This is a genomic window from Synechococcus sp. RS9916 (assembly GCF_000153825.1).
Taxonomy (GTDB): Bacteria; Cyanobacteriota; Cyanobacteriia; order PCC-6307; family Cyanobiaceae; genus Synechococcus_C.
The window spans coordinates 2,056,781-2,077,744 of sequence record NZ_DS022299.1 but is presented as its reverse complement, the minus strand read 5'-3'; the positions used below and the strand labels follow the sequence as shown (position 1 = coordinate 2,077,744).

Below are 20,964 nucleotides of genomic sequence, written 5' to 3'. Positions count from 1 at the left end.
ATGCCCGCCATGGATCTGATGATCGAAGACCTGATGGAGCAGCTGGTGAAGGGGGAGGGCAGCGATCTGCATCTCGCCTGTGGCCAACCGCCCTTCGGACGCTTCAGCGGCCAGCTGCGTCCCCTCACCGACACCCCCCTAAGTGAAGAGAGCTGCAACCGGCTGATCTTCTCGATGCTCAACAACACCCAGCGCAAAACGCTCGAACAGACCTGGGAGCTGGATTGCGCCTATGGCCTCAAAGGAGTGGCCCGCTTCCGGGTCAACGTTTACCGCCAGAAAGGCAGTTATGCCGCTTGCCTGCGGGCGCTAGGGAGCTCCATTCCGAGCATCGAAACCCTCAACCTGCCGCCGGTGGTGGTGGAGACCAGTGCTCGCCCCCGGGGGCTGGTGCTGGTGACAGGCCCCACCGGATCGGGCAAAACCACCACCCTGGCGGCCCTTCTGGACCACATCAACCACACCCGCAGCGAACACATCCTCACGATCGAAGACCCGATCGAATTCGTGTATCGCAGCGACCGCAGCATGGTGCACCAGCGCCAGCTCAACGAAGACACCCGCAGTTTTGCCAACGCCCTGCGAGCGGCCCTGCGAGAAGACCCCGATGTGATCCTGGTGGGTGAGATGCGGGATCTGGAAACAATTCAACTGGCCATCAGCGCAGCGGAAACTGGCCACCTGGTGTTCGGCACGCTGCACACCAGTTCCGCCGCCCAGACCGTGGATCGGATGGTGGATGTGTTTCCGCCAGGCCAGCAGACCCAGATCCGTGTGCAACTCTCAGGAAGCCTGGTGGCCGTGTTCTCGCAGACCCTGTGCAAACGCGAGAACCCCCAACCCGGTCAATTCGGCCGGGTGATGGCGCAGGAAATCATGATCAACAACCCAGCCATCGCCAACCTGATTCGCGAAGGCAAGACCGCCCAGCTCTATTCCCAGATCCAAACGGGAGGCGATCTGGGGATGCAGACCTTGGAGCGGGCTCTGGCGACCCTCGTGCAGGAAGGGGCGATCAGTCAGGCCGAGGCGATGGCCAAAGCTGGAAAACCGGGTGAACTCGACCGTCTGCTGGGCGGCAGCTGAAGCAGCGCACCATGGCCAGCTTTGTCGCCACCTACCAAGCCGCCAGCGGAGGGGACCGCAGCGTTCGAATCCAAGCGTCGGATTTAGCAACGGCCCGCAAACTGCTGCGCCGTCGGGGCATCAAAGCCACCACGCTGCAAGTGGAGGACGCCAAAACAACGCGCAAACCAGGGGAAACCAAGGGAGCCAACAGCAGCGGTGGGCGGCAAGGCCTGCTGTCGCTTGACCTCAGTGCCGCCTTTGAAAAGGCGCCCGGCGTGCGCGAAAAAGCTGTTTTTGCCAGCAAGCTGGCGGCCCTCGTGGATGCCGGCGTACCGATCGTGCGCAGCCTGGATCTGATGGCGAGCCAGCAACGGCTGCCCATGTTCAAACGGGCCTTGGTGCAGATCGGGCTGGATGTGAACCAGGGCACAGCCATGGCCGCGGCCATGCGCCAATGGCCGAAGGTGTTCGACAAGCTCAGCATCGCCATGGTGGAAGCCGGTGAGGCAGGGGGTGTGCTCGATGAATCCCTCAAACGCCTGGCCAAACTGCTGGAAGACAATGCACGGCTGCAAAACCAGATCAAGGGAGCCCTCGGCTACCCAGTCGCCGTGCTGGCGATCGCGATCCTGGTGTTCCTGGGGATGACGATCTTTCTGATTCCCACCTTCGCGGGGATCTTTGAAGATCTGGGGGCCGAGTTACCGGTGTTCACCCAGATGATGGTGGACCTCAGCAGCCTGTTGCGCTCCTCCTTCTCCTTGCTGCTGGCCGGGGGGCTTTTGATCGGCATCTGGCTGATCAGCCGCTACTACGCCACCGACAACGGTCGGCGGGTGATCGACCGGCTGATGCTCAAGCTGCCGCTGTTCGGCGACTTGATCATCAAAACCGCCACTGCCCAGTTCTGCCGGATCTTCAGCTCCCTCACCCGGGCCGGGGTGCCAATCTTGATGTCGCTGGAGATTTCCAGCGAAACCGCCGGCAACTCGATCATTGCCGACGCAATCCTGGAGTCCCGCACGTTGGTGCAGGAAGGGGTGTTGCTAAGTACAGCCCTGATCCGTCAGCAGGTGCTGCCCGAGATGGCCCTCAGCATGCTGGCGATCGGCGAGGAAACCGGGGAGATGGACCAGATGCTCAGCAAGGTGGCCGATTTCTACGAAGACGAGGTGTCCGCCGCAGTCAAGGCGCTCACCTCGATGCTGGAGCCGGCCATGATCGTGGTGGTGGGCGGCATTGTCGGCTCCATCCTGTTGGCCATGTATCTACCGATGTTCACGGTCTTCGATCAGATCCAGTGAGCCGGGCTCACTGCAAAGCAGCGGCAATGGCCTGACCAGCCAGCCAGCCTCCGGTCCAGCAGGCCTGGAAATTGAAGCCGCCGGTGACTCCATCCACATCCAGCAACTCACCGGCGAGGTGCAAACCGGAAACGCGACGGCTCTCCATGGTCGCCAGATTGATCTCACCGAGCTCCACACCACCTGCGGTCACAAACTCCTCTCCAAACGGGCCCCGCCCCTGAATCAATAGACGCTGCCCGACTAACACCTCCACCAACTGACGCTCGGCCTTGAGGGGAAGGTCAGCCCAACGCCGCTCCGCATTCAGATCAACCTCCTTTAAAAAGGCCTGCCACAGCCGCCGGGGCAGATGCTCAAACGGTTTGGCGGCCGCCAAGGTGCGACGGGCCTGCTGACGGCGAAAGTCCTGAAGGCGCGCTTCGACCCCGGAGCGGCCCAATCCAGCGCTCCAATCCACCTTCAGCTCACCTGTGTAGTGGCGTTGATGCAGCGCCCGGGCTGCAAAAGCCGATAAGCGCAGGGTGGCCGGTCCACTCAATCCCCGATGGGTGATCAACACCCGGCCCAGCTGACGGAAGCGCTGGTCCCCCAGCTTCAGATCCAGGCCCACCTCATCCACAGCGATGCCACTGCAAGCAGCCAGGGCCGGAGCCTGCAACGACAAACTGAACAGGGATGGCACCGGGGGCACCAGGTTGTGCCCAAGCGATTGGGCCAAGCGACGGCCACTGGGATGGCCGCCTGTCGCCAACATCAACTTTTGGGCCCGAAGCGGCGCAGTCAGACCACGACCGTTCAGCACAAACCCCCCAGCCGGCTCCGCCACAACCTCCTGCACCATCGCCCGCGTTCGCAGTTCAACGCCTGCCGCCACAGCCGCTCTCTGGAGGCACTGAATCACGGCCTCCGACCGGTTCTGCTCCGGGAACATGCGGCCATCGGCCTCCGCCACAAGGGTGAGCCCATGGTCATCGAACCAACTGATCGCATCCCCACAGGCGAAACGGCTGAAGGGTCCGCGCAGGGGCCTGCTGCCGCGGGGGTAATGGGTGACTAGCTCGCCGGGATCCCAGCAGGCATGGGTGACATTGCAACGTCCACCTCCACTGATGCGCACCTTCTGCAGCGCTTCAGGGGTGCCCTCCAGCACCAGCACCCGTTGCACCCCAAACTCTGCTGCGGTGATCGCAGCCATGTAGCCAGCCGGACCACCGCCGATGACGATCAGATCATGCGGACGGTTGGAAGCGGAGGGCGACACCGTTGTTGCAGAAGCGCTTTCCGGTGGGTTTGGGGCCGTCATTGAACACATGGCCCTGGTGACCACCACAGCGACTGCAGTGGTACTCGGTGCGGGGAATGATCAGCTTGAAATCTATCTTCGTGGCAATTGCTCCAGGCAATCCCTGCCAGAAGCTGGGCCAGCCGGTGCCACTGTCGAACTTGGTCTCGGAAGAGAACAACGGCAGGTCACAGCCGGCGCAATGGAAGGTTCCAGAGCGCTTTTCTTGATTGAGAGGGCTCGTGAAGGGAGGTTCTGTTCCTTCCTGACGGAGCACGCGATAAGCCTCCGGAGAAAGACGACGCTTCCACTCAGCATCACTGAGCTGCCAGGCACTGTCTTCGGCCTTGGATGCCGCTAGCACCAGCTCCGGCGCCCGGAACACGCCCACCGTGCCGGTCAGTACGGCCACCAGCAAGGACCGACGGCTGAGCAACCAATGCTGCAGTGAGGAGGCCATCGCTCCACCCTTCCAAGAATCAACACCTGTTTTAGGAGTTGCCGGCAGGGCAAAGGGAAGAATGGAGAGATGGATTCCCCAACCTCTGGCGAACGGGAACCCGCCTGGCGGTTCAGCGTTGCGCCGATGCTCGACTGCACCGATCGCCACTTCCGGGTCCTGATGCGTCAGATCAGCACCCGGGCCCTGCTCTATTCCGAAATGGTGGTCGCCCAAGCGCTGCACCACACCAATCGCCGGGAGCGGCTGCTGGATTTCGATCCCGTGGAACATCCCATCGCTCTGCAAGTGGGGGGCGATGACCCAGTCCTGCTGGCGGAAGCTGCCCAGATGGCGGCCGACTGGGGCTACGACGAGATCAACCTGAATGTGGGCTGCCCGAGTCCGCGCGTGCAGGCGGGCAACTTCGGTGCCTGCCTGATGGCGGAACCCGATCGTGTCGCGCGCTGTGTGGAAGCCATGGGCCAGGCCTCACGGCTACCGGTGACGGTCAAACACCGGGTGGGCATCGATCACCTCGACAGTGATGCCCTGTTGCAGGCCTTTGTCGACCGCGTGGCCGCGGCCGGTGCCACCCGCTTTGCAGTGCATGCCCGTAAAGCCTGGCTGGAAGGCCTGGATCCCAAACAAAACCGCACCATCCCGCCCCTGCAATACGACCGTGTCATCGCCCTCAAGCAACGGCGCCCTGAGCTGACCATCGAACTCAATGGCGGACTCGACACGCCTGATCAATGCCTTGAGGCCCTCGAGAGTTGCGACGGTGCCATGGTCGGACGGGCCGCCTATGCCCATCCTCTGCGCTGGGGATGCATCGACGAACGCATCTACGGAGAAGCAGCCCGAACCGTGACTGCATCCGATGTGGTGCTGGGTCTGATCCCCTATGCCCAAGCTCACCTAGCGAGAGGAGGGCGTCTCTGGGATCTCTGCCGCCACCTCGTTCAACTGGTGGAAGGAGTGCCTGGTGCCAGACACTGGCGCCGCAATCTGGGACTCAATGCGCAACGCCAAGGGGCTGACATTCCAGTGCTGGAAGACGCCGCCCGACAACTCCTGGATGCCGGGCTTTAAACACCACGCGGGCAGGCTTCAGCCTTCAGCGCCGCCGTAACCGCCGTAGCTGTCACCACCACCGCCGTAGCTGTCGCCCTGAGACGCACCGCCACGCCGACGACGACTGCGGCCGTCGTCATAGTCAGTGCCCTGACCGCCGCCACCGCCGTAGCCGCCGCCACCGCCGCGGTAACCACCACCACCGCCGCCATAGCTGCGGTCTTCCCAGCCACGGGCACCGGATCCACCGCCGTAGCCGCCGCCCTCAGAGCCGCCACCGCGATAACCGCCACCGCCGTAGCCGCCGCCACCACCGCGATAACCACCACCGCCGCCTCCGTAGCCGCCACCACCACGACGAGGAGCGGAGCCGCGGGGTTCTGCCTTGTTGATCCGCAGCGGACGCCCCATCAACTCCACACCCTGGAGGGCGTCGATCGCTGCGGTTTCCATCGCTTCATCAGCCATCTCGATGAAAGCGAAACCACGTTTCCGGCCAGTGTCTCGCTCCAGAGGGAGGGCGCAGTTCGTGACCTCGCCATGGGCCGCAAACAATTCAATGATGTCTTCCTGCTCAGCGCGGAAGGGCAGATTGCCGACGAAAATGCTCACTTTCCTGGTGGACCGTTAACGAAGGGACCGATGGGACCTGACTGCCATCGGTTCATGCTTCCGGAAGGAATCAAGGGCCTTTGGCTCTCTCAGCGTAGACCCATTGAGCAAAGTCGATTCATCCAGCTTCAAGCCAGTCGCTGCTCCCAGAGAGCCAACTGTTCATCGACACGGACAAAGCCTGTGCCTCCTTCACTCACACGAGCTGCCACCACCTGACGGGGTTGGAGGGCCTCAAACAGATCGGCTTCAAATGCCGGATGAAAGGTTTTCCATTGCTCAAGAGTGAGATCAAGTAACAAAACCCCGTCCTGCAAGCAGCGCTTCACCACCGCGCCGACCATCTGATAGGCCTCGCGGAACGGCACACCGCGGGCCACTAAATAGTCAGCCACATCGGTGGCATTGGAAAAATCAGAGGCCACCGCCCGCTCCAGACGCTCAGGGCGGAATTCCACGCCCTCCTCCATCAAGATCGCCATCGCCTCGAGGCAGTCAGCCGTCGTGCTGACGGCATCAAACAACGCTTCCTTGTCCTCCTGGAAATCCTTGTTGTAGGCCAGGGGAAGGCCCTTAATCATGGTCAACAGACCCTGGAGATGGCCAAACACGCGGCCACATTTGCCCCGCACTAATTCCGGCACGTCAGGGTTCTTTTTCTGAGGCATCAGGCTGCTGCCGGTGGCACAGCGGTCACTGAGCCTCACAAAGCCACATTCCTCACTCGCCCAGAAAATCACTTCTTCCGCCAAGCGGCTGAGATGCACCATCACCAGGGATGCCGCTGCCGCAAACTCCACCGCAAAATCGCGATCACTGACCGCATCAAGGCTGTTGGCATAAATCCCGTCAAAGCCGAGGGCCGCGGCCGTGGTGCGCCGATTGATCGGCACCGGAGTCCCGGCGAGTGCAGCGGCTCCCAGCGGTGAGATATTCACCCGGCCGCGCACATCACGGAGTCGCTGCCGATCCCGCTCGAGCATCTCCACATAGGCCAGGAGGTGGTGAGCAAGGCAGACAGGCTGGGCGCGCTGGAGATGGGTGTAACCCGGAATCAGGGTGGTGCGCTGAGCCAGAGCCTGGCTAAGGAGCGCCCGCTGAAAACGCAGCACCCGTGCATCCAGCTCATCGAGACGACGACGCAGCCACAGGCGCAGATCAGTGCCCACCTGATCGTTACGGCTGCGACCGGTGTGCAGCTTCTTGCCCACCGGACCCAGCAGGGCGATCAGCCGGCGCTCCACCGCGAAGTGAACGTCTTCATCCGCCAGACCGGGCTGAAAGCTTCCATCCTCCGCTTCACTGCGGATCGTCTCCAGGCCCCCACACAGTTGGGTGGCTTCCTCAGCCGTGATCACACCACAGTCCGCCAGCATGCGGGCATGGGCAATGGAGCCGTCGAGATCCTCCTGTAGCAGGGTGATGTCGAAGCCGATCGAAGCATTGAATCGCTCGATCGCAGGGTGGAGGCCCTGATCAAAGCGATCGCTCCAGGTGGCGGAGCCTCCGCCCGTCACTCCCCCAGCCATACCCTCTTCTCAGCGCAGCGTCCCCTCAGCTTGTCAGGCCATGGAGGCGGGGAACGGAGGGGAGCATCACCTCGTCGGGCACCTTCAACACCACCATGGAGGCGTCATCTTCCAGCTGACGATCCATCCCCACGAAGCGATCCAAGCGGGTGAACAACTGATCAAGAATTCCCTGGGATCCAGTACCAGACCGGCAAGCAGCCTCGAGGCTGCGAATCAAACGCTCTTCATCAAAACGATCGCCGGTGATCCCCGGTGCCTCGGTGACACCGTCGGTGTAATAGAGCAGCACATCGCCGGGCTCGAGCACCACCTCCCCGAAGCCGTATTCAGCCTCTGGCTGGAGACCGATCAATAATCCGGGAGCATCCAAACGACCGATGCTGCGCTGCTGGGCACGCCAGATCAACGGTGGGTTGTGGGCCGCGTTGGCATAGCGAAGCCGTCGGGTGCGCGGGTCGTAGTCGGAATAAAAGAGCGTGACAAAGCGGTGAGACTGCGCCAGGTCCTCCTGGGCTAGTTGATTGAGATCGTGAAGAATGCGATCTGGCGGCAGACCGCTGAGCACCTCAGCGCGCAGCATGCCGCGCAACATGGTCATCAACAGTCCTGCGGGCACACCCTTGCCCATCACATCACCCATCACCAGGGCCCAACGCCCCCGCTCACGGCGGCGGCCCATCAGGTCGGGGCGGGTCGGAATGAAGTCGTAGTAATCACCCCCCACCTGGAACGCGGGGCGGCAACGGGCGGCAAGCTCCACCCCTTCGATCACAGGGCAGTGATCCGGCAACAGCTGAGCCTGAATCTCAGCGCCAATGCTGAGCTGGCGATCCACCCGCTCATGGCGGCGCGCCTCCTGGAGCATCAGGTCATGCTCCACCGCCACCCCGGTGAGATCCGCCACCAATTGCACATGGCGGCGGTGCACATCACTCCAGGCCAGCGGACCCGCACTGCTGAACACATAGAGACGACCGCGCTGCCGCCCCCGCGCCACCAACGAGGTGGCAAACAACCCTGCCCGGCCGAGGTGACGCTGGACCAGATGATCCAGGGCCTGGAGCTGGCGATCATCAGCACCAAACCCTTCCACCATCCCTGGATCAAAGGAGGCGATCTGACGCAGCAACTCGGTGGATCGTTGCTCCGGGAGCATCTGCAGCTGTTCCCGCCAGATCCGCCCCTCAGCGGTGAAGGGCACCAGCAACGCACCATCGACGCCCACCAAACGGGAGGCCACGACGGGCACCAACTCCAGGAAGCGGTGCAGGTTGGTGAAACTGCGCAGCGCAAAGGCCAGAGAAGCCAACAACTCCTGACTGGAGCGCTGTTCGCGAGCAAAACTGTCGAACAGCTGCCGCAGCGACGCTGTTGCCGTCATCGGCTGGGCCGCCGCATGGCGTTGATGCGGCGAGGAATGGCGTCGGGTTGGCTTGCTGCTCACGGCCGACCATGGCAGTGAGCTAACGCTAGCGACGGTGACGGATGCCGGCTGTCTGCAACCAACAGCTCAGTCTTGAGCCTTGAAGCAGGTCAACGCCCAGCAAGCAGGGCTTCAACGAACTCAAAGCTGTTGAAGGGGCGCAGGTCGCGGATTCCCTCGCCAGCACCGATGAACCGAATCGGCAGCCCCGCTTCCGATGACACAGCAAGGGCGACACCACCACGGGCTGTGCCATCCAACTTGGTGATCACCACACCGGTGAGATCCGCAGCCTTGGCAAAGGCCATCGCCTGCTTCAGGCCGTTCTGACCCTGGCTGGCATCAAGAACCAGCAACGACTCCACCTTCGACTCAGGGGCCAGACGATCAACGATGCGACGAATCTTCTGCAGCTCCTCCATCAGGTTGTGCTTGGTCTGCAGGCGACCCGCGGTATCCACCAGCAGCAGATCAGTCCCCTTGGAGCGAGCGGCACCGATGGCGTCAAACACCACCGCAGCAGGATCGGCATTGGCTGTGGGATTGGCCACCACAGGCACATCACTTCGCTCACCCCAAACCTCCACTTGCTGCACGGCTGCGGCACGGAAGGTGTCAGCGGCGGCAATCATCGCGCTGTAACCGCTGCGCACCGCCAGGTTGGCGAGCTTGCCAAGGGTTGTGGTCTTGCCAACCCCATTCACCCCCACCATCAACCAGATGTTCAGGCGGTCCCGTTCGGGAGCCAGCAACTCAACCCCGCTGGCCTGAATGGGCTGCTCCAGCAGGTTGCGCAGCTGCTCTTTGAGAAAACGGATGCCTTCGCTGGGATCGACCACCTCTTCATTGAGGCGCTGGCGCAGGGCCTCCATCACCTGATCAGTGGCGACAACACCTGCATCGGCTCGCAGCAACAGCGCTTCGAGGTCATCCACCACCTCCGGAGTGAGGGGGTCATCACCCAAGTTGTCGAGTAGGCCGGTGACAAAGCCCTGACGGGTTTTTTCAAGGCCTTGACGCAACCGGGACAGCCAATCGATCTCCTCAAGGGAGACCTGATCCACACGGCGTCCCTGGGCTGCCAGCACCTCAGCCGACCAGGTGAAGGTGTCGTCAAACTCACCGAGTTGGGGCTGGTCAACATCTGCACCGGTCGTGGACTGCGGAGCTGCAGTTGGGGAAGGCGACGGCGCCGCAGGAGGCGCCTCGATCGCCCGGGCATCCAATTCCTGCTGCCGTTCCTGACGCTGGGCAGCAGCCTGCTCAAGCAGAGACAAACCAGCAGCCGGGGGTGCTTCTGCAGCGGGCGGGGGAGAAGGAGCTGGAGCGGAGTCGGCTGGGGATGGCTCAGCAGTGCCGACTTGAGGGGGCGTCTCAACAGCCGGGGTGGCCAACGATTCTGGTGCCGGAGCTGGAGCTGCAGCTGCTGGTGGCTCGGCAACCTCCTCTGGGGGAGCTGCCATCTGGGCAGCTTGCTGGGCCTTCAGGCGGGCGTAGGCCTGCCGCGCCCACTCCAAGGGGTCATCGTCAACAACAGGATCCGCTTCAGGGGGTGTTGATGCAGGCTCTGCACTGGTCTCTGGGGCCACCACAGGAACGGGCTCCGTTGGAGCAGGAGCAGCAGGGGCCGGGTCGGGCTCTGGCGTGGGCTCCGCAGGGGCATCTGGAATGGGGTCAACAGCAGGCTGGGAACCAGCTGCATCGCTCTCCGGTGCTGAAGCCTCGGGCTGAGCGGAACGACGCTGGAACCAGTCAAAAACCATCGAAACTGCCGGGTTGGTAGACGAGAATCAGACCCCTGCGGAGGGGGAGGCAGCCGCATCCTGCAGGCGACGTAGCACGCCATTGATCATGCGACGGCCTTGATCATCGCTGTAGCGGTTGGCCAGTTCGACAGCCTCGTTACAGGCGACAGCGGAGGGCGTCTTCAGGCTGGTGAAATCCACCACCGCAAGACGCAGGATGTCGCGATCAATGCGCGGCAGGCGGCTGAGACGCCAACCTTCCATCACACCGTCGAGACGGGCATCAATGCTGCTGCGCTGTTCCATCACGAGAGTCACACGGCGCATGGCTCCATGACGCACGGTCTCCTGATCCGCAAGAGCGAGCAAACGCGGAAGCTCAAGGCTGCTGGAGAGCCCATTCAGCACTTGCTCAGCCGTGGTGAGCGACGTGCGCAGGTGGTCACGCACCACCGGAGATTGGCCATCACCACCGTCCTGCAATTCACTGTCAAGCAAGGCTTGCTGCGCTTTCTCCAGATCAGTGGCACAGGTGTCGAGGGACTCACGCCAGTGCTGATGCAGGGTGTCGAGAGCCTTCTGCAGCACCGAATCCAACGGAAGATCTGCCGCATCCGCTTGATCACGATCAGAGAGCTGACCCAGCACCAGCAGTGCCAGCTCACGGGCCAGAGAACGGGACTGCATGGAGAACCGATAAAGAAGGACGGGAAGGAGGTCAGACCCCAGACGTGGATGACGAGGGGGATACCGATGCTCGCAGCTGGGCGATCAAACTCGAAAAACTGCGGTTCACCGGGGCCTCGCGCTCATCGGGATTGACGATGCCAGCGGAAATAATGGTGCGGAAGGCATCCTCCACCGAGATATCGAGCTCCCGGACGGATGTTTCTGGCACGAGGGTGTACCAACCGGTGGTGGGGTTAGGTGCCGTTGGAATGAACACGCTCAGCAGCGGCTCCTGCAACTCAGCCTGGAGGGAAGGGCCAACCACTCCGGTCACAAAACCAACGCTGTACAGGCCCTCACGGGGATATTCCACCAACACAACCCGACGAAAACGGGTGGAGTTGTCACGCAAGAAAGTCTCAAGCAGCTGCTTGAGGGTCTTGTAGACCGAACCTGCCAGAGGGATGCGCTGCAGCGTTCCCTCACCGAACTCCAGCAGCCAGCGGCCCACGATATTGCGGGCCATCAGTCCGATCAGGAGGATGCCGAGCAGAGGCACCGTGAGCCCCAGCGTCAGGTTGATCAGATCCTGAAGCAGGGGGTTGAGCGTGATGAACGGATTGAACTGCTTCGGGATCGACGTCAGAAACGCCAACACGAAACGGCTCACGATCGTGGCAAGCCAGATGGTGGTGGCCAGCGGGATGACCACCAGCAAGCCAGCAATCAGATCATTTTTGAGATCCTGCTGGAGTCTGGAGCCGAGCGGCAGATCGGGTCTGGGGTTGGACTGCACCAAGGGACGACCGGGGCTTGGGGCCGACATGATGCGTCCAACCTAACGAGTGGTCAGAGCACAGACGCGAGAGCAAGCAGAGCGAAGGCAATCGCCAGAACCACCGCACTGAACGTGCCACCGAAGCGTCGCTGGTTCACAGCCAGGTTGCGCTGACGCTCAGCCTGCTGAATCTGCTCATCCATCTGGGCCAGTTGCCCCTCAACAAACTGCTTTGCAGCCTTGGCTTTGTCTTCATCAGAGGCGCCTGCAGGCAGTTGACCGGCAGCGGCGAGGTTCTCGCCCAGCATCTTGAGCGCCTCAGGCTCTTTGGACTGCTGACGGGCCATCTCCAACTGCCCCTTCTTCTGGTCAAGGGTCTGATCGGCCTGACCGGCAAGGGTCTGATTGCCGGTGATGGCCATCGGCACCACGGCGATCATGGCAACCGTGAACAGGAAAGAGAGCACACACACCACCCAACGAATCGGGGTTCGCGCCGCTCCGGGGTGATCAAGACGGGAGCCGATCAGCATCAGCAACAGACCCACCAGACCCATGGGCGCCTGATTCACCAGACGCTCAATCAGCAGCTGTTGGAACGCAGGATCACTCCAATCGGCTGCGCCAACAATCACCGCCAGTTGGAGCACCAGCAGCACCACCAGGGTGATGCCAAGCCAACGCAGAACGGGCGCAAGACGCAAATTGGAGGAAGAGCCCGAAGGTGTGGCGGACACGGCAGACTGCCAGAAGGTGCCCAATTTTACGGTCAGTTTCCGTGGGCCATCAACCCGATCAACACCGACTCACGCAAGCCTTGAAGGCGAAGGCGCGGGAGCAGGGCTTCAACCCGGTGGGGGTGGCGCGTCTACCCGGCAGCGCCCGGCTTCAATTACGTACCGCTGCCCTCGAACGCTGGTTGGAGGCCGGGTACCAGGCCGACATGGGCTGGATGGCCGCCCCCCGGCGCAAGGACGCGGGCCTACTGCTGGAGGGAGCCAACAGTCTCCTGGCCGTCGGGCTGAACTACCACGTCAACCACGAGCGAAAACCAGGTCGACTGGCCATCGCCCGCTACGGCTGGGGCCGGGATTACCACCGCGTGGTGAGCCAGCGCTTGAAACGGCTGGGGCGCTGGCTGGAAAGCGAACGGCCTGGAACGCGCTGGCGTGCCTGCGTGGATGCCGATCCCCTGCTGGACAAAGCCTGGGCAGAGGAAGCCGGCCTGGGCTGGATCGGAAAGCACAGCAACCTGATCCACCCGCAACGGGGCTCCTGGATGGTGATCGGGCATCTGCTGGTGGATCTCGAACTCACACCGGACCCCCCGGCCATCCCGCTCTGCGGTCGCTGCAACGCTTGTCTGGAGGCATGCCCGACCCAAGCGATCACAGAGCCCTTTGTCGTTGACTCCAATCGATGTCTGGCCTTTCACACGATCGAAAACAGGGCAGAAACGCTGCCAGCGACGATCGCTAATGCCCTCGGGCCCTGGGTGGCGGGATGCGACATCTGCCAAGACGTGTGCCCCTGGAATCAGCGATCGCTCCCCAGCAGCACCGATCCCGACCTGCAACCGCGGGACTGGCTGCTGGACCTCAGCCGCGAGCAGGCCCTGAGCTGGGATGACGCCACCTGGCAGGAGAAACTACGCGGCTCAGCACTGCGACGCATCAAACCCTGGATGTGGCGGCGCAATGCCCGTGCAGCGCAACCGGAGAGCATGCCTACCCTGAACCCATCTGGATCGAAATGATGGGCCGATTCCAACGTTCGTGGTGCGCGGCCCTGCTGGTGGCATCCACCACCGTTGTGGGAAGCATGCCGGCCAAAGCTCTCGTGCCCACGGTTTACATCCCCAGCGCAACGGAGCTGGAAGGGTCCGCCATCGGCATTGGTCGAACCGCTGCCCAGCTGCTCACCCTGGGACAACCGGAAGAAGCCGCGCGCCTGGCTGCTCTAGCCGTGCGCCTGCGGCCCAACGATGAACGGCTCTGGGCTGTGCTGGCAGAAGCGCAACTGCGCAGCAAACAGCTCAAGCCAGCTGCCGCATCACTGGCCCGCGCCAAGAAACTCGACCCCAACAATGCCGGCCTCTGGTTTGCAGAAGCCTCCCTGGCGTTGCGAGACAACCGCCCGAATGACGCCATCCCCCTGCTCGACAAAGGGCTGAAGCTGGATCCCAAGAACGCTTCGGCCTACTTCGATCTTGGCAACGCCCGGGTGATGCAGACCCACTATCGAGCCGCCCTGAGCGCGTTCGAGAAGGCTTCAACGCTCAATCCCAGCTTCTGGGAAGCCATCAACAATCAAAGCCTGGTGTTGTTTGAAATGGGTAACACCAGCGAAGCGATCAAACGTTGGCGCCAGGTGCTGACGATCGAGCGCAATGCCGAACCGATGCTGGCCCTCGCAGCGGCCCTCAACCGGGAAACCCCCGGCAGTGAAGAAGCGCTGAGCCTTGCCCGCACAGCGCTTCAGCAGGATCCCAACTATGTGTTGCCCGACTATCAGAAGGGCCAGCTCTGGGGGCTCAACCTGCGTGTGGCCACCCGCAATCTCCTGACAGACAGCCGTCTTCAAGATGCCGTGGAACGGGCCCAGGCCAATGCCGATCCCAGCAGCACACCCTGAACAGGGCTGGTCAAACCGGAAGACATCTGTAGGCTGAGCCCCGTCTGCTCGCAGTAGTTCCAGACACGGATGGCCGAGGAGCGCGTTGAACCAATCGCCCTGCATCAGGAGATGCAGCGCTCCTACCTCGAATACGCGATGAGCGTGATCGTGGGTCGGGCCCTGCCCGATGCCCGCGATGGCCTCAAACCCGTGCAGCGCCGCATCCTCTACGCGATGCACGAACTGGGCCTTACCCCCGACCGGCCCTATCGCAAATGCGCCCGCGTGGTCGGTGACGTGTTGGGCAAGTACCACCCCCACGGCGACCAGGCGGTTTATGACGCCCTGGTCCGCCAGGTTCAAACCTTCTCCAGTCGCCATCCACTCCTGGACGGCCATGGCAACTTCGGCTCGGTGGACGATGACCCTCCGGCCGCCATGCGTTACACGGAAACGCGGCTGGCGCCGATTTCCCACCAGGCCCTGCTCGATGAGATCGGCGATGACACCGTCGATTTCGCCCCCAATTTCGATGGTTCCCAGCAAGAACCGACCGTTCTGCCCGCCCAACTGCCGTTCCTGCTGCTGAACGGATGTGCCGGCATCGCCGTGGGGATGGCCACCAGCATCCCTCCCCACAACCTCGGTGAAGTGGTCGATGGCTTGATCGCCCTGGTGCGCAAACCCGATCTCAGCGACGACAAACTGCTGGCGCTGATCCCCGGCCCCGACTTCCCCACCGGCGGAGAAGTGTTACTGGGCAGTGGCGTCCGCGACACCTACCTGCGAGGACGCGGCAGCATCCCGATGCGTGGCGTGGCCCACATCGAAGAAATCCAACCCGGAAAGGGGCGGCATAAACGTGGTGCCGTGGTGATCACGGAACTGCCTTATCAGCTGAGCAAAGCGGGCTGGATCGAAAAACTGGCGGAACAGGTCAATGACGGAAAAATCGGCGGCATTGCCGACATCCGCGACGAAAGCGACCGCGAAGGCATGCGGGTCGTGGTGGAACTGCGCCGTGACGCCGATCCTGAAAAGGTCCTGGTGGACCTGCAGCGACGCACGTCACTGCAAAGCAATTTCGGCGCCATCCTGCTGGCCCTGGTGAACGGACAGCCCCAGCAGCTCTCACTGCGTCAGTTATTGCAGACCTTCCTGGAATACCGGGAACTGACGATGATCCGGCGCACCACCCATGCGCTGCGTAAAACCGAGGACCGCCTGGAAGTGGTGGAAGGTTTGATCACGGCCCTGGACTCGCTCCAGCGGGTGATCGCCATGATCCAGGAAGCGAAGGATGCCGCCTCCGCCCGCGCCAGCCTGATGGTGCATCTCGATCTGACGGAACGTCAGGCCGATGCAGTGCTGGCCATGCCACTACGGCGGCTCACCGGTCTTGAGCAGGAAAGCCTGCGCAATGAGGCGCAAGAACTGCGCCTGGAACGGGAACGTCTTCAGTTGCTGCTGCAGGAACGCGATCAGTTGCTGGATGCCATGGTGCAGGAGCTGAAGCAACTCAAGAAACGCTTCGCCACACCGCGCCGCACCCGCCTGATCGAAGGTGGCGACCATCTACTGGCGGAAAAGGCTGCGAATCAGCGTCCGAACGCGGAACTGCAACGGCGCCAGGCTCTGGGCGCCCTGCCCTCGGATGGTCGCCTGCTGATCCAGAACGATGGGCAAGTGAAAGTGGTGAGCCCCCAGCTGCTGGGACGCCTGCATCTCAACGAAGCCGTTGGGCTGGGGGATGAACCCTCACCGGCACAGCTGATCCTGCCGATCCAACCCGCACCACGCCTGCTCGTGCTCACCGCCAGTGGCCGTATGGCCTTGCTGCGCTGGGAATTCGCCGGTCAGCAACCAGGCGGCCTGGAACGCTTCCTGCCCACAGCGCTCGAGGGGGATCCCGTGGTCAGCCTGTTGCGCCTCCCCGCTGCAGACGACGCCAGCACCAATACCCGTCTTTCCCTCGGCCTGCTGAGCACCGACGGACGCTTCAAACGACTGCCCCTCGATGACGTCCAGGAGCTTTCAGGCCGGGCTGCCACGATCCTGAAGTTGAAGGATGGTGTGTCGTTGCTGTCGGCCGTGATCTGCGAAGACGGCGGCACCGTGACCCTGATCAGTGACATCGGCCGGGTGCTCTGCCTACCGGTGCAGGACGACAACCTTCCCTTGATGGGCAAGCTCGCCCAGGGACCGATGACCATGCGCATGTTGCCGGGCGAAACCCTCGTGGGAGCCGTCAGCCAATCCGCCGGAGGAGAAAACCTGCTGGTGGGCAGCCGCAACGGCGCCCTGAGGCGCTTGTCCCTGAGCTCACTGCGCCGCTGCAAGCGCGGCGATCTGGGAGAAATGGCCATTACCCTGCAGGGCAAAGGCAACGATGCGGATCGCCTGGTGTCGGCCTGCACCTGTGCCGATCTGGTGGGGGTGGTGACCAGCAAAGGCCGTCACGGCCGGATCTTGAGTGCCGAGTTAGGCGGCAACGAGGGTTCCACCGCTCTCACCCTCAAAACCGATGAACAGCTGAGCCAGCTGGTGCCGCTGCTGACCTGACTCAGCTCTTGGTGGCGGCCACCCCTGAAGGCTCCAACATCAACTTGCTGGAGCTGACCGACGCATCCATCGGAATCGGATAAGCACCATCGAAACAAGCGGTGCAGAAGTGCTCGGAACTGGCATGGGCAGCTTCCACCATCCCTTCCTTGCTGAGGTAAGCCAGGCTATCGACCTTGAGATGGGCTTCGATTTCCTTCACCGTCAGGCGAGCCGCAATCAGCTGGTCCTGGGTGTCGGTATCGATGCCGTAGAAGCAGGGATGGGTCACCGGCGGTGAACTAATGCGCATGTGCACCTCCGTGGCGCCAGCGTCCCGAAGGGCCTGCACCAGCTTGCGACTGGTGGTGCCCCGCACGATCGAATCATCGATCACCACCACCCGCTTCCCAGCCAGCACATCGGGGAGGGGATTGAGCTTGACGCGGATGCCGGCCTCACGCATGGCCTGGGTGGGCTGAATGAAGGTGCGGCCGACGTAGCGGTTCTTGATCAGACCATCGGCAAAGGTAATGCCACTGGCCTGAGAAAAACCGATGGCCGCGGGAATGCCGGAATCAGGCACACCAATCACCAGATCCGCTTCCACCGCGGATTCACGGGCCAGAACCTGACCAATGCGTTGGCGATAGCTGTAGAGCGACTCACCAAAGAAACGGCTGTCGGGGCGCGCGAAATAGATCATTTCGAACACGCACATGCGGGTCGACGGCTCAGCCCACTGTTCGCGGGTGGGCTGGATGTCACCCAGGCGGAAGGTGACCAACTCACCAGGCTCCACATCCGCCTCGTAGGAGGCGCCGATGATGTCGAGGCCGCAGGTTTCGCTGCTCACCACCCAGTGGCCACTCTCCGCTTCACCAAAGCGACCGAACACCAGAGGGCGAACGCCATAGCTATCGCGCAAGGCGTAGAGCTCGGTGGAGGTGCCAATCACCAGACTGAAGGCACCACGACACATCGTGGCCGCTTCCTTAATGGCTGGCTTCCAATCCAGTCCGCGATTCACGGCCTGCTGAATCGCGAAGGCGATCAGTTCCGAATCAGTGGTGGACGCGAACTCGGTTTGACCGTCATCAAGCTTCTGACGCAGCTCAGCAGCATTGACGAGATTGCCGTTATGGGCGAAGGCAAAGGGGCCGAGCCGGGTCATCAACACCACCGGCTGGGCATTGCAGACCTTGCTGCTTCCAGTCGTGGAATAGCGGTTATGGCCGATGGCCAGGTTGCCGGGCATGCGGGCCAGCACGTCCTGATCAAACACCTGGCTCACCAGGCCCATGTCTTTGTGCAGACGCACCTTGCCCTCGTTGAACACGGCGATCCCCGCCGATTCCTGGCCGCGATGCTGAAGCGAATACAGGCCGAAGTAGGTGAGGTTGGCCACGGGCTGCCCTTCAGCCAGCACGGCATAGACCCCGCAGGCCTCCTCCATCCGATCGGGCCGCTCTGCGATGGGCTGATGCACAGGCCGCCTCAACTTCAGACTTCCTTCGCAATTTTGCATCACGCCCCCACCGCCGCTCACGCGACCTCAAGACGACGGGGCAGAGCCTGCTCGAAGGTGGATTGCAGAGCGTCAACACCCAGAGCGAGAACCGCCTGCCCATCTGCCTCGATGCGCAGCTGGGTGTGATCAGCAACCACCCCAAGCTCCTGGGACGGGACCTGGGCCGCAGCCAGCAAGGTCTGCCAAGCGGCCAGACACTCGGCCTTCACCGACACCACGATGCGAGCACCACCTTCAGCGAACAGGCGCCGCTCCAAACGCGCATTGGACGCGCCCAGACGGATCTCAGCCCCACGGCCTGACGCCAGCGACGACTCCGCCAGGGCCACAGCCAGGCCGCCGTCACTGCAATCATGCGCCGACGCCAGCAGGCCTTTGTCGATCGCCTCGCGCACGGTGGCCTGCACCCGAGCCTCCAGGTCAAGGTCCACCCGAGGAGGACGACCGGTGAGCAATCCATGGATCACGCCCTGGTAGCTGCTGCCGGCGAGACCAAGACGGTCATCATCGGTCTGATCAGCGGATGCACCCAGCAACACAACCGCATCACCGGCCTGACGCCAGGCCAGGCCGCACACCTTGTCGATGTCGGCGACCATGCCCACCATGCCCACCACTGGCGTGGGATGAATGGGGGTGAGAACGCCGTCATCACCGCGGGTCTCGTTGTAGAGGGAGACATTGCCGCCGGTGACCGGCGTGTTCAGGCTGCGGCAGGCTTCTGACAGACCACGACACGCCAGTGCCAACTGCCAATACCCCCGATCGGTTTCGGGAGAGGGGAAATTGAGGTTGTCGGTGACCGCCAGGGGTTCCGCGCCGACGCAGCTGAGGTTGCGGGCGGCTTCGGCCACCGCTGCCATGGATCCACGTTCGGGATCGAGCGCCACCGAGCGGTTGGGGCAATCGACGGTGGCAGCCACACCTCGCACCGTGGTGTTCAGAGACCCATCACCCTGTTGGGGGCGCAGGCGCACTACAGCGGCATCGCCCCCACCGGAGGTGACCACCGTGTTGGCCAGCACCTGCTGGTCGTACTGGCGATAGACCCAGCGCTTGCTGGCGATGGTGGGGTCATCCAGCAGCTTGAGCAGATCGTTGCCCCAGTCATGGTCAGCCGCGGCCACCGGCAGATCGCCCTCCTGCCAGGTCCAGTGCTGCTGAATGTCACTGGGGGGCTCAGCGATCAAGGTGTGATGGTTGATCGGCGTGTCTTCCGCCAGCGCCCGAGAGGGCACCTCAGCAGCCACCGCACCGTGCTGAAGAACACGCACCACCGGTTCTTCCAGAACACGCCCGACCACCGCCGCCTGCAAGCCCCAACGGCGGAAGCGCTCCATCAAGGGCTCTTCACGGCCCGCACGCACCACAAAGAGCATGCGCTCCTGAGACTCGGAGAGGAGGTATTCGTAGGCCGTCATCCCCTCCTCACGGGCAGGGACCCGATCGAGATCCAGCTCAATGCCCAGGTCTCCCTTGGCCGCCATCTCCGAGCAACTGCAGGTCAGGCCGGCAGCACCCATGTCTTGAGCAGCCACCACATCACCACTCTGAAAAGCCTCCAGACAGGCCTCGATCAACCCCTTTTCCAGGAAGGGATCACCCACCTGCACGGCAGGCCGATCATCCAACGAGGCCGCACTGAGTTCAGCACTGGCAAAGCTGGCACCACCCATGCCATCACGGCCGGTGGTGCTGCCCACATAAACGACAGGATTGCCCACCCCTGAAGCGCCCGACTTGACGATGTCGTCGGTCTCCATCAGGCCCAGGGCCATGGCATTGACCAAGGGGTTGCCGCTGTAGGAGGCATCGAAGGCCACCTCACCCCCAATGGTGGGCACCCCCACGCAGTTGCCGTAGTGGGAAATCCCCGCCACAACCCCTTCCACCAAGGCGCGGGTGGCGGGTTCCTCCAGGGGCCCAAAACGCAAGGCATTCAGCAACGCGATCGGACGGGCGCCCATCGTGAAGATGTCGCGAAGAATGCCGCCCACACCCGTGGCCGCTCCCTGAAAGGGCTCCACTGCCGAGGGATGGTTGTGGCTCTCAATCTTGAAAGCCAGACGGTGACCATCCCCCAGATCCACCACGCCGGCGTTCTCACCAGGCCCCACCAGAATCCGCGGTCCTTCCGTGGGAAAACCACTCAACAGAGGGCGTGAGTTGCGGTAGCAGCAGTGCTCCGACCACATCACACCGAACATGCCCAGTTCAGCGCGGTTGGGATCCCGTCCCAGACGGCGCTGAATTTCCTTGTAATCGTCTTGGGTGAGTCCCTCCTGGCGGAGAGCAGCAGCCACATCAAACGGCTTCGCCGAATCAGAGGACTGGGCCACGAAGG

17 protein-coding genes are annotated in these 20,964 nt (G+C 62.8%); 6 read left to right on the top strand and 11 right to left on the bottom strand.

Annotated elements, in window-relative coordinates:
• Nucleotides 1–9: 9 nt before the first annotated feature.
• Together RS9916_RS10800 and RS9916_RS10795 are read left to right on the top strand one after the other, a co-directional pair.
• The gene (locus RS9916_RS10800; protein WP_038024534.1) at nt 10–1,086 is read left to right on the top strand and encodes a type IV pilus twitching motility protein PilT; all 1,077 of its coding nucleotides are present in this window, start codon (nt 10–12) and stop codon (nt 1,084–1,086) included.
• An 11-nt stretch (nt 1,087–1,097) separates the two neighbouring features.
• Nucleotides 1,098–2,372, top strand: a complete 1,275-nt coding sequence (locus tag RS9916_RS10795) for a type II secretion system F family protein (RefSeq protein WP_007099447.1) — start codon at nt 1,098–1,100, stop codon at nt 2,370–2,372.
• A gap of 7 nt (nt 2,373–2,379) precedes the next feature.
• Here RS9916_RS10795 and RS9916_RS10790 read toward each other — a convergent pair whose 3' ends face one another.
• Together RS9916_RS10790 and msrB are read right to left on the bottom strand one after the other, a co-directional pair.
• Nucleotides 2,380–3,678 carry an NAD(P)/FAD-dependent oxidoreductase gene (locus RS9916_RS10790; RefSeq protein ID WP_071961569.1) on the bottom strand — a complete coding sequence of 433 codons (1,299 nt, stop codon included), beginning with the start codon at nt 3,676–3,678 and terminating at the stop codon, nt 2,380–2,382.
• Nucleotides 3,605–4,117, bottom strand: coding sequence for a peptide-methionine (R)-S-oxide reductase MsrB (gene msrB / locus RS9916_RS10785; protein ID WP_007099445.1), 513 nt, complete (start codon nt 4,115–4,117; stop codon nt 3,605–3,607). Before msrB ends, RS9916_RS10790 begins: the two co-directional genes overlap by 74 nt.
• A 69-nt stretch (nt 4,118–4,186) precedes the next feature.
• On the opposite strand from msrB, the gene dusA reads away from it, so the two are divergent.
• Nucleotides 4,187–5,191, top strand: coding sequence for a tRNA dihydrouridine(20/20a) synthase DusA (gene dusA, locus RS9916_RS10780; protein ID WP_007099444.1), 1,005 nt, complete (start codon nt 4,187–4,189; stop codon nt 5,189–5,191).
• Between the two features lie 18 nt (nt 5,192–5,209).
• Here dusA and RS9916_RS10775 read toward each other — a convergent pair whose 3' ends face one another.
• The 7 genes from RS9916_RS10775 to RS9916_RS10745 form a co-directional block, all read right to left on the bottom strand.
• The gene (locus RS9916_RS10775; RefSeq protein ID WP_007099443.1) at nt 5,210–5,785 is read right to left on the bottom strand and encodes an RNA-binding protein; all 576 of its coding nucleotides are present in this window, start codon (nt 5,783–5,785) and stop codon (nt 5,210–5,212) included.
• 128 nt (nt 5,786–5,913) lie between these two features.
• The gene (argH, locus tag RS9916_RS10770) at nt 5,914–7,314 is read right to left on the bottom strand and encodes an argininosuccinate lyase (protein WP_007099442.1); all 1,401 of its coding nucleotides are present in this window, start codon (nt 7,312–7,314) and stop codon (nt 5,914–5,916) included.
• Nucleotides 7,315–7,339: 25 nt separating this feature from the next.
• Complete coding sequence (locus tag RS9916_RS10765) at nt 7,340–8,761, bottom strand: PP2C family protein-serine/threonine phosphatase (RefSeq protein ID WP_007099441.1); 1,422 nt, start codon at nt 8,759–8,761, stop codon at nt 7,340–7,342.
• Nucleotides 8,762–8,850: 89 nt separating this feature from the next.
• Nucleotides 8,851–10,503, bottom strand: coding sequence for a signal recognition particle-docking protein FtsY (gene ftsY, locus RS9916_RS10760; RefSeq protein ID WP_007099440.1), 1,653 nt, complete (start codon nt 10,501–10,503; stop codon nt 8,851–8,853).
• A gap of 27 nt (nt 10,504–10,530) precedes the next feature.
• Entirely contained in the window at nt 10,531–11,172 is a 642-nt protein-coding gene (gene nusB, locus RS9916_RS10755) for a transcription antitermination factor NusB (protein WP_007099439.1), read from the bottom strand.
• A gap of 31 nt (nt 11,173–11,203) precedes the next feature.
• Nucleotides 11,204–11,980, bottom strand: coding sequence for a DUF502 domain-containing protein (locus RS9916_RS10750; RefSeq protein ID WP_007099438.1), 777 nt, complete (start codon nt 11,978–11,980; stop codon nt 11,204–11,206).
• A gap of 23 nt (nt 11,981–12,003) precedes the next feature.
• On the bottom strand, nt 12,004–12,669 hold the full coding sequence (locus RS9916_RS10745; RefSeq protein ID WP_038024532.1) for an HpsJ family protein: 666 nt from the start codon (nt 12,667–12,669) through the stop codon (nt 12,004–12,006).
• 41 nt (nt 12,670–12,710) lie between these two features.
• Here RS9916_RS10745 and queG point away from each other — a divergent pair, with 41 nt between their 5' ends.
• From queG to RS9916_RS10730, 3 genes are all read left to right on the top strand, one after another.
• Nucleotides 12,711–13,688: a tRNA epoxyqueuosine(34) reductase QueG gene (gene queG, locus RS9916_RS10740; protein ID WP_007099436.1), complete on the top strand. Its 978-nt coding sequence runs from the start codon at nt 12,711–12,713 to the stop codon at nt 13,686–13,688.
• Nucleotides 13,688–14,566, top strand: coding sequence for a tetratricopeptide repeat protein (locus RS9916_RS10735; RefSeq protein ID WP_007099435.1), 879 nt, complete (start codon nt 13,688–13,690; stop codon nt 14,564–14,566). The genes queG and RS9916_RS10735 overlap by 1 nt, the downstream gene beginning before the upstream one ends.
• 69 nt (nt 14,567–14,635) lie before the next feature.
• Nucleotides 14,636–17,110 (top strand): DNA topoisomerase (ATP-hydrolyzing) subunit A, encoded by a 2,475-nt coding sequence (locus RS9916_RS10730; protein WP_007099434.1) that lies wholly within the window; start codon nt 14,636–14,638, stop codon nt 17,108–17,110.
• 1 nt (nt 17,111) lies between these two features.
• On the opposite strand, the gene purF is transcribed toward RS9916_RS10730, so the two are convergent.
• Nucleotides 17,112–18,617: an amidophosphoribosyltransferase gene (gene purF / locus RS9916_RS10725; protein WP_038024531.1), complete on the bottom strand. Its 1,506-nt coding sequence runs from the start codon at nt 18,615–18,617 to the stop codon at nt 17,112–17,114.
• Between the two features lie 17 nt (nt 18,618–18,634).
• Entirely contained in the window at nt 18,635–20,959 is a 2,325-nt protein-coding gene (purL, locus tag RS9916_RS10720; protein ID WP_007099432.1) for a phosphoribosylformylglycinamidine synthase subunit PurL, read from the bottom strand.
• Between the last annotated feature and the right edge of the window lie 5 nt (nt 20,960–20,964).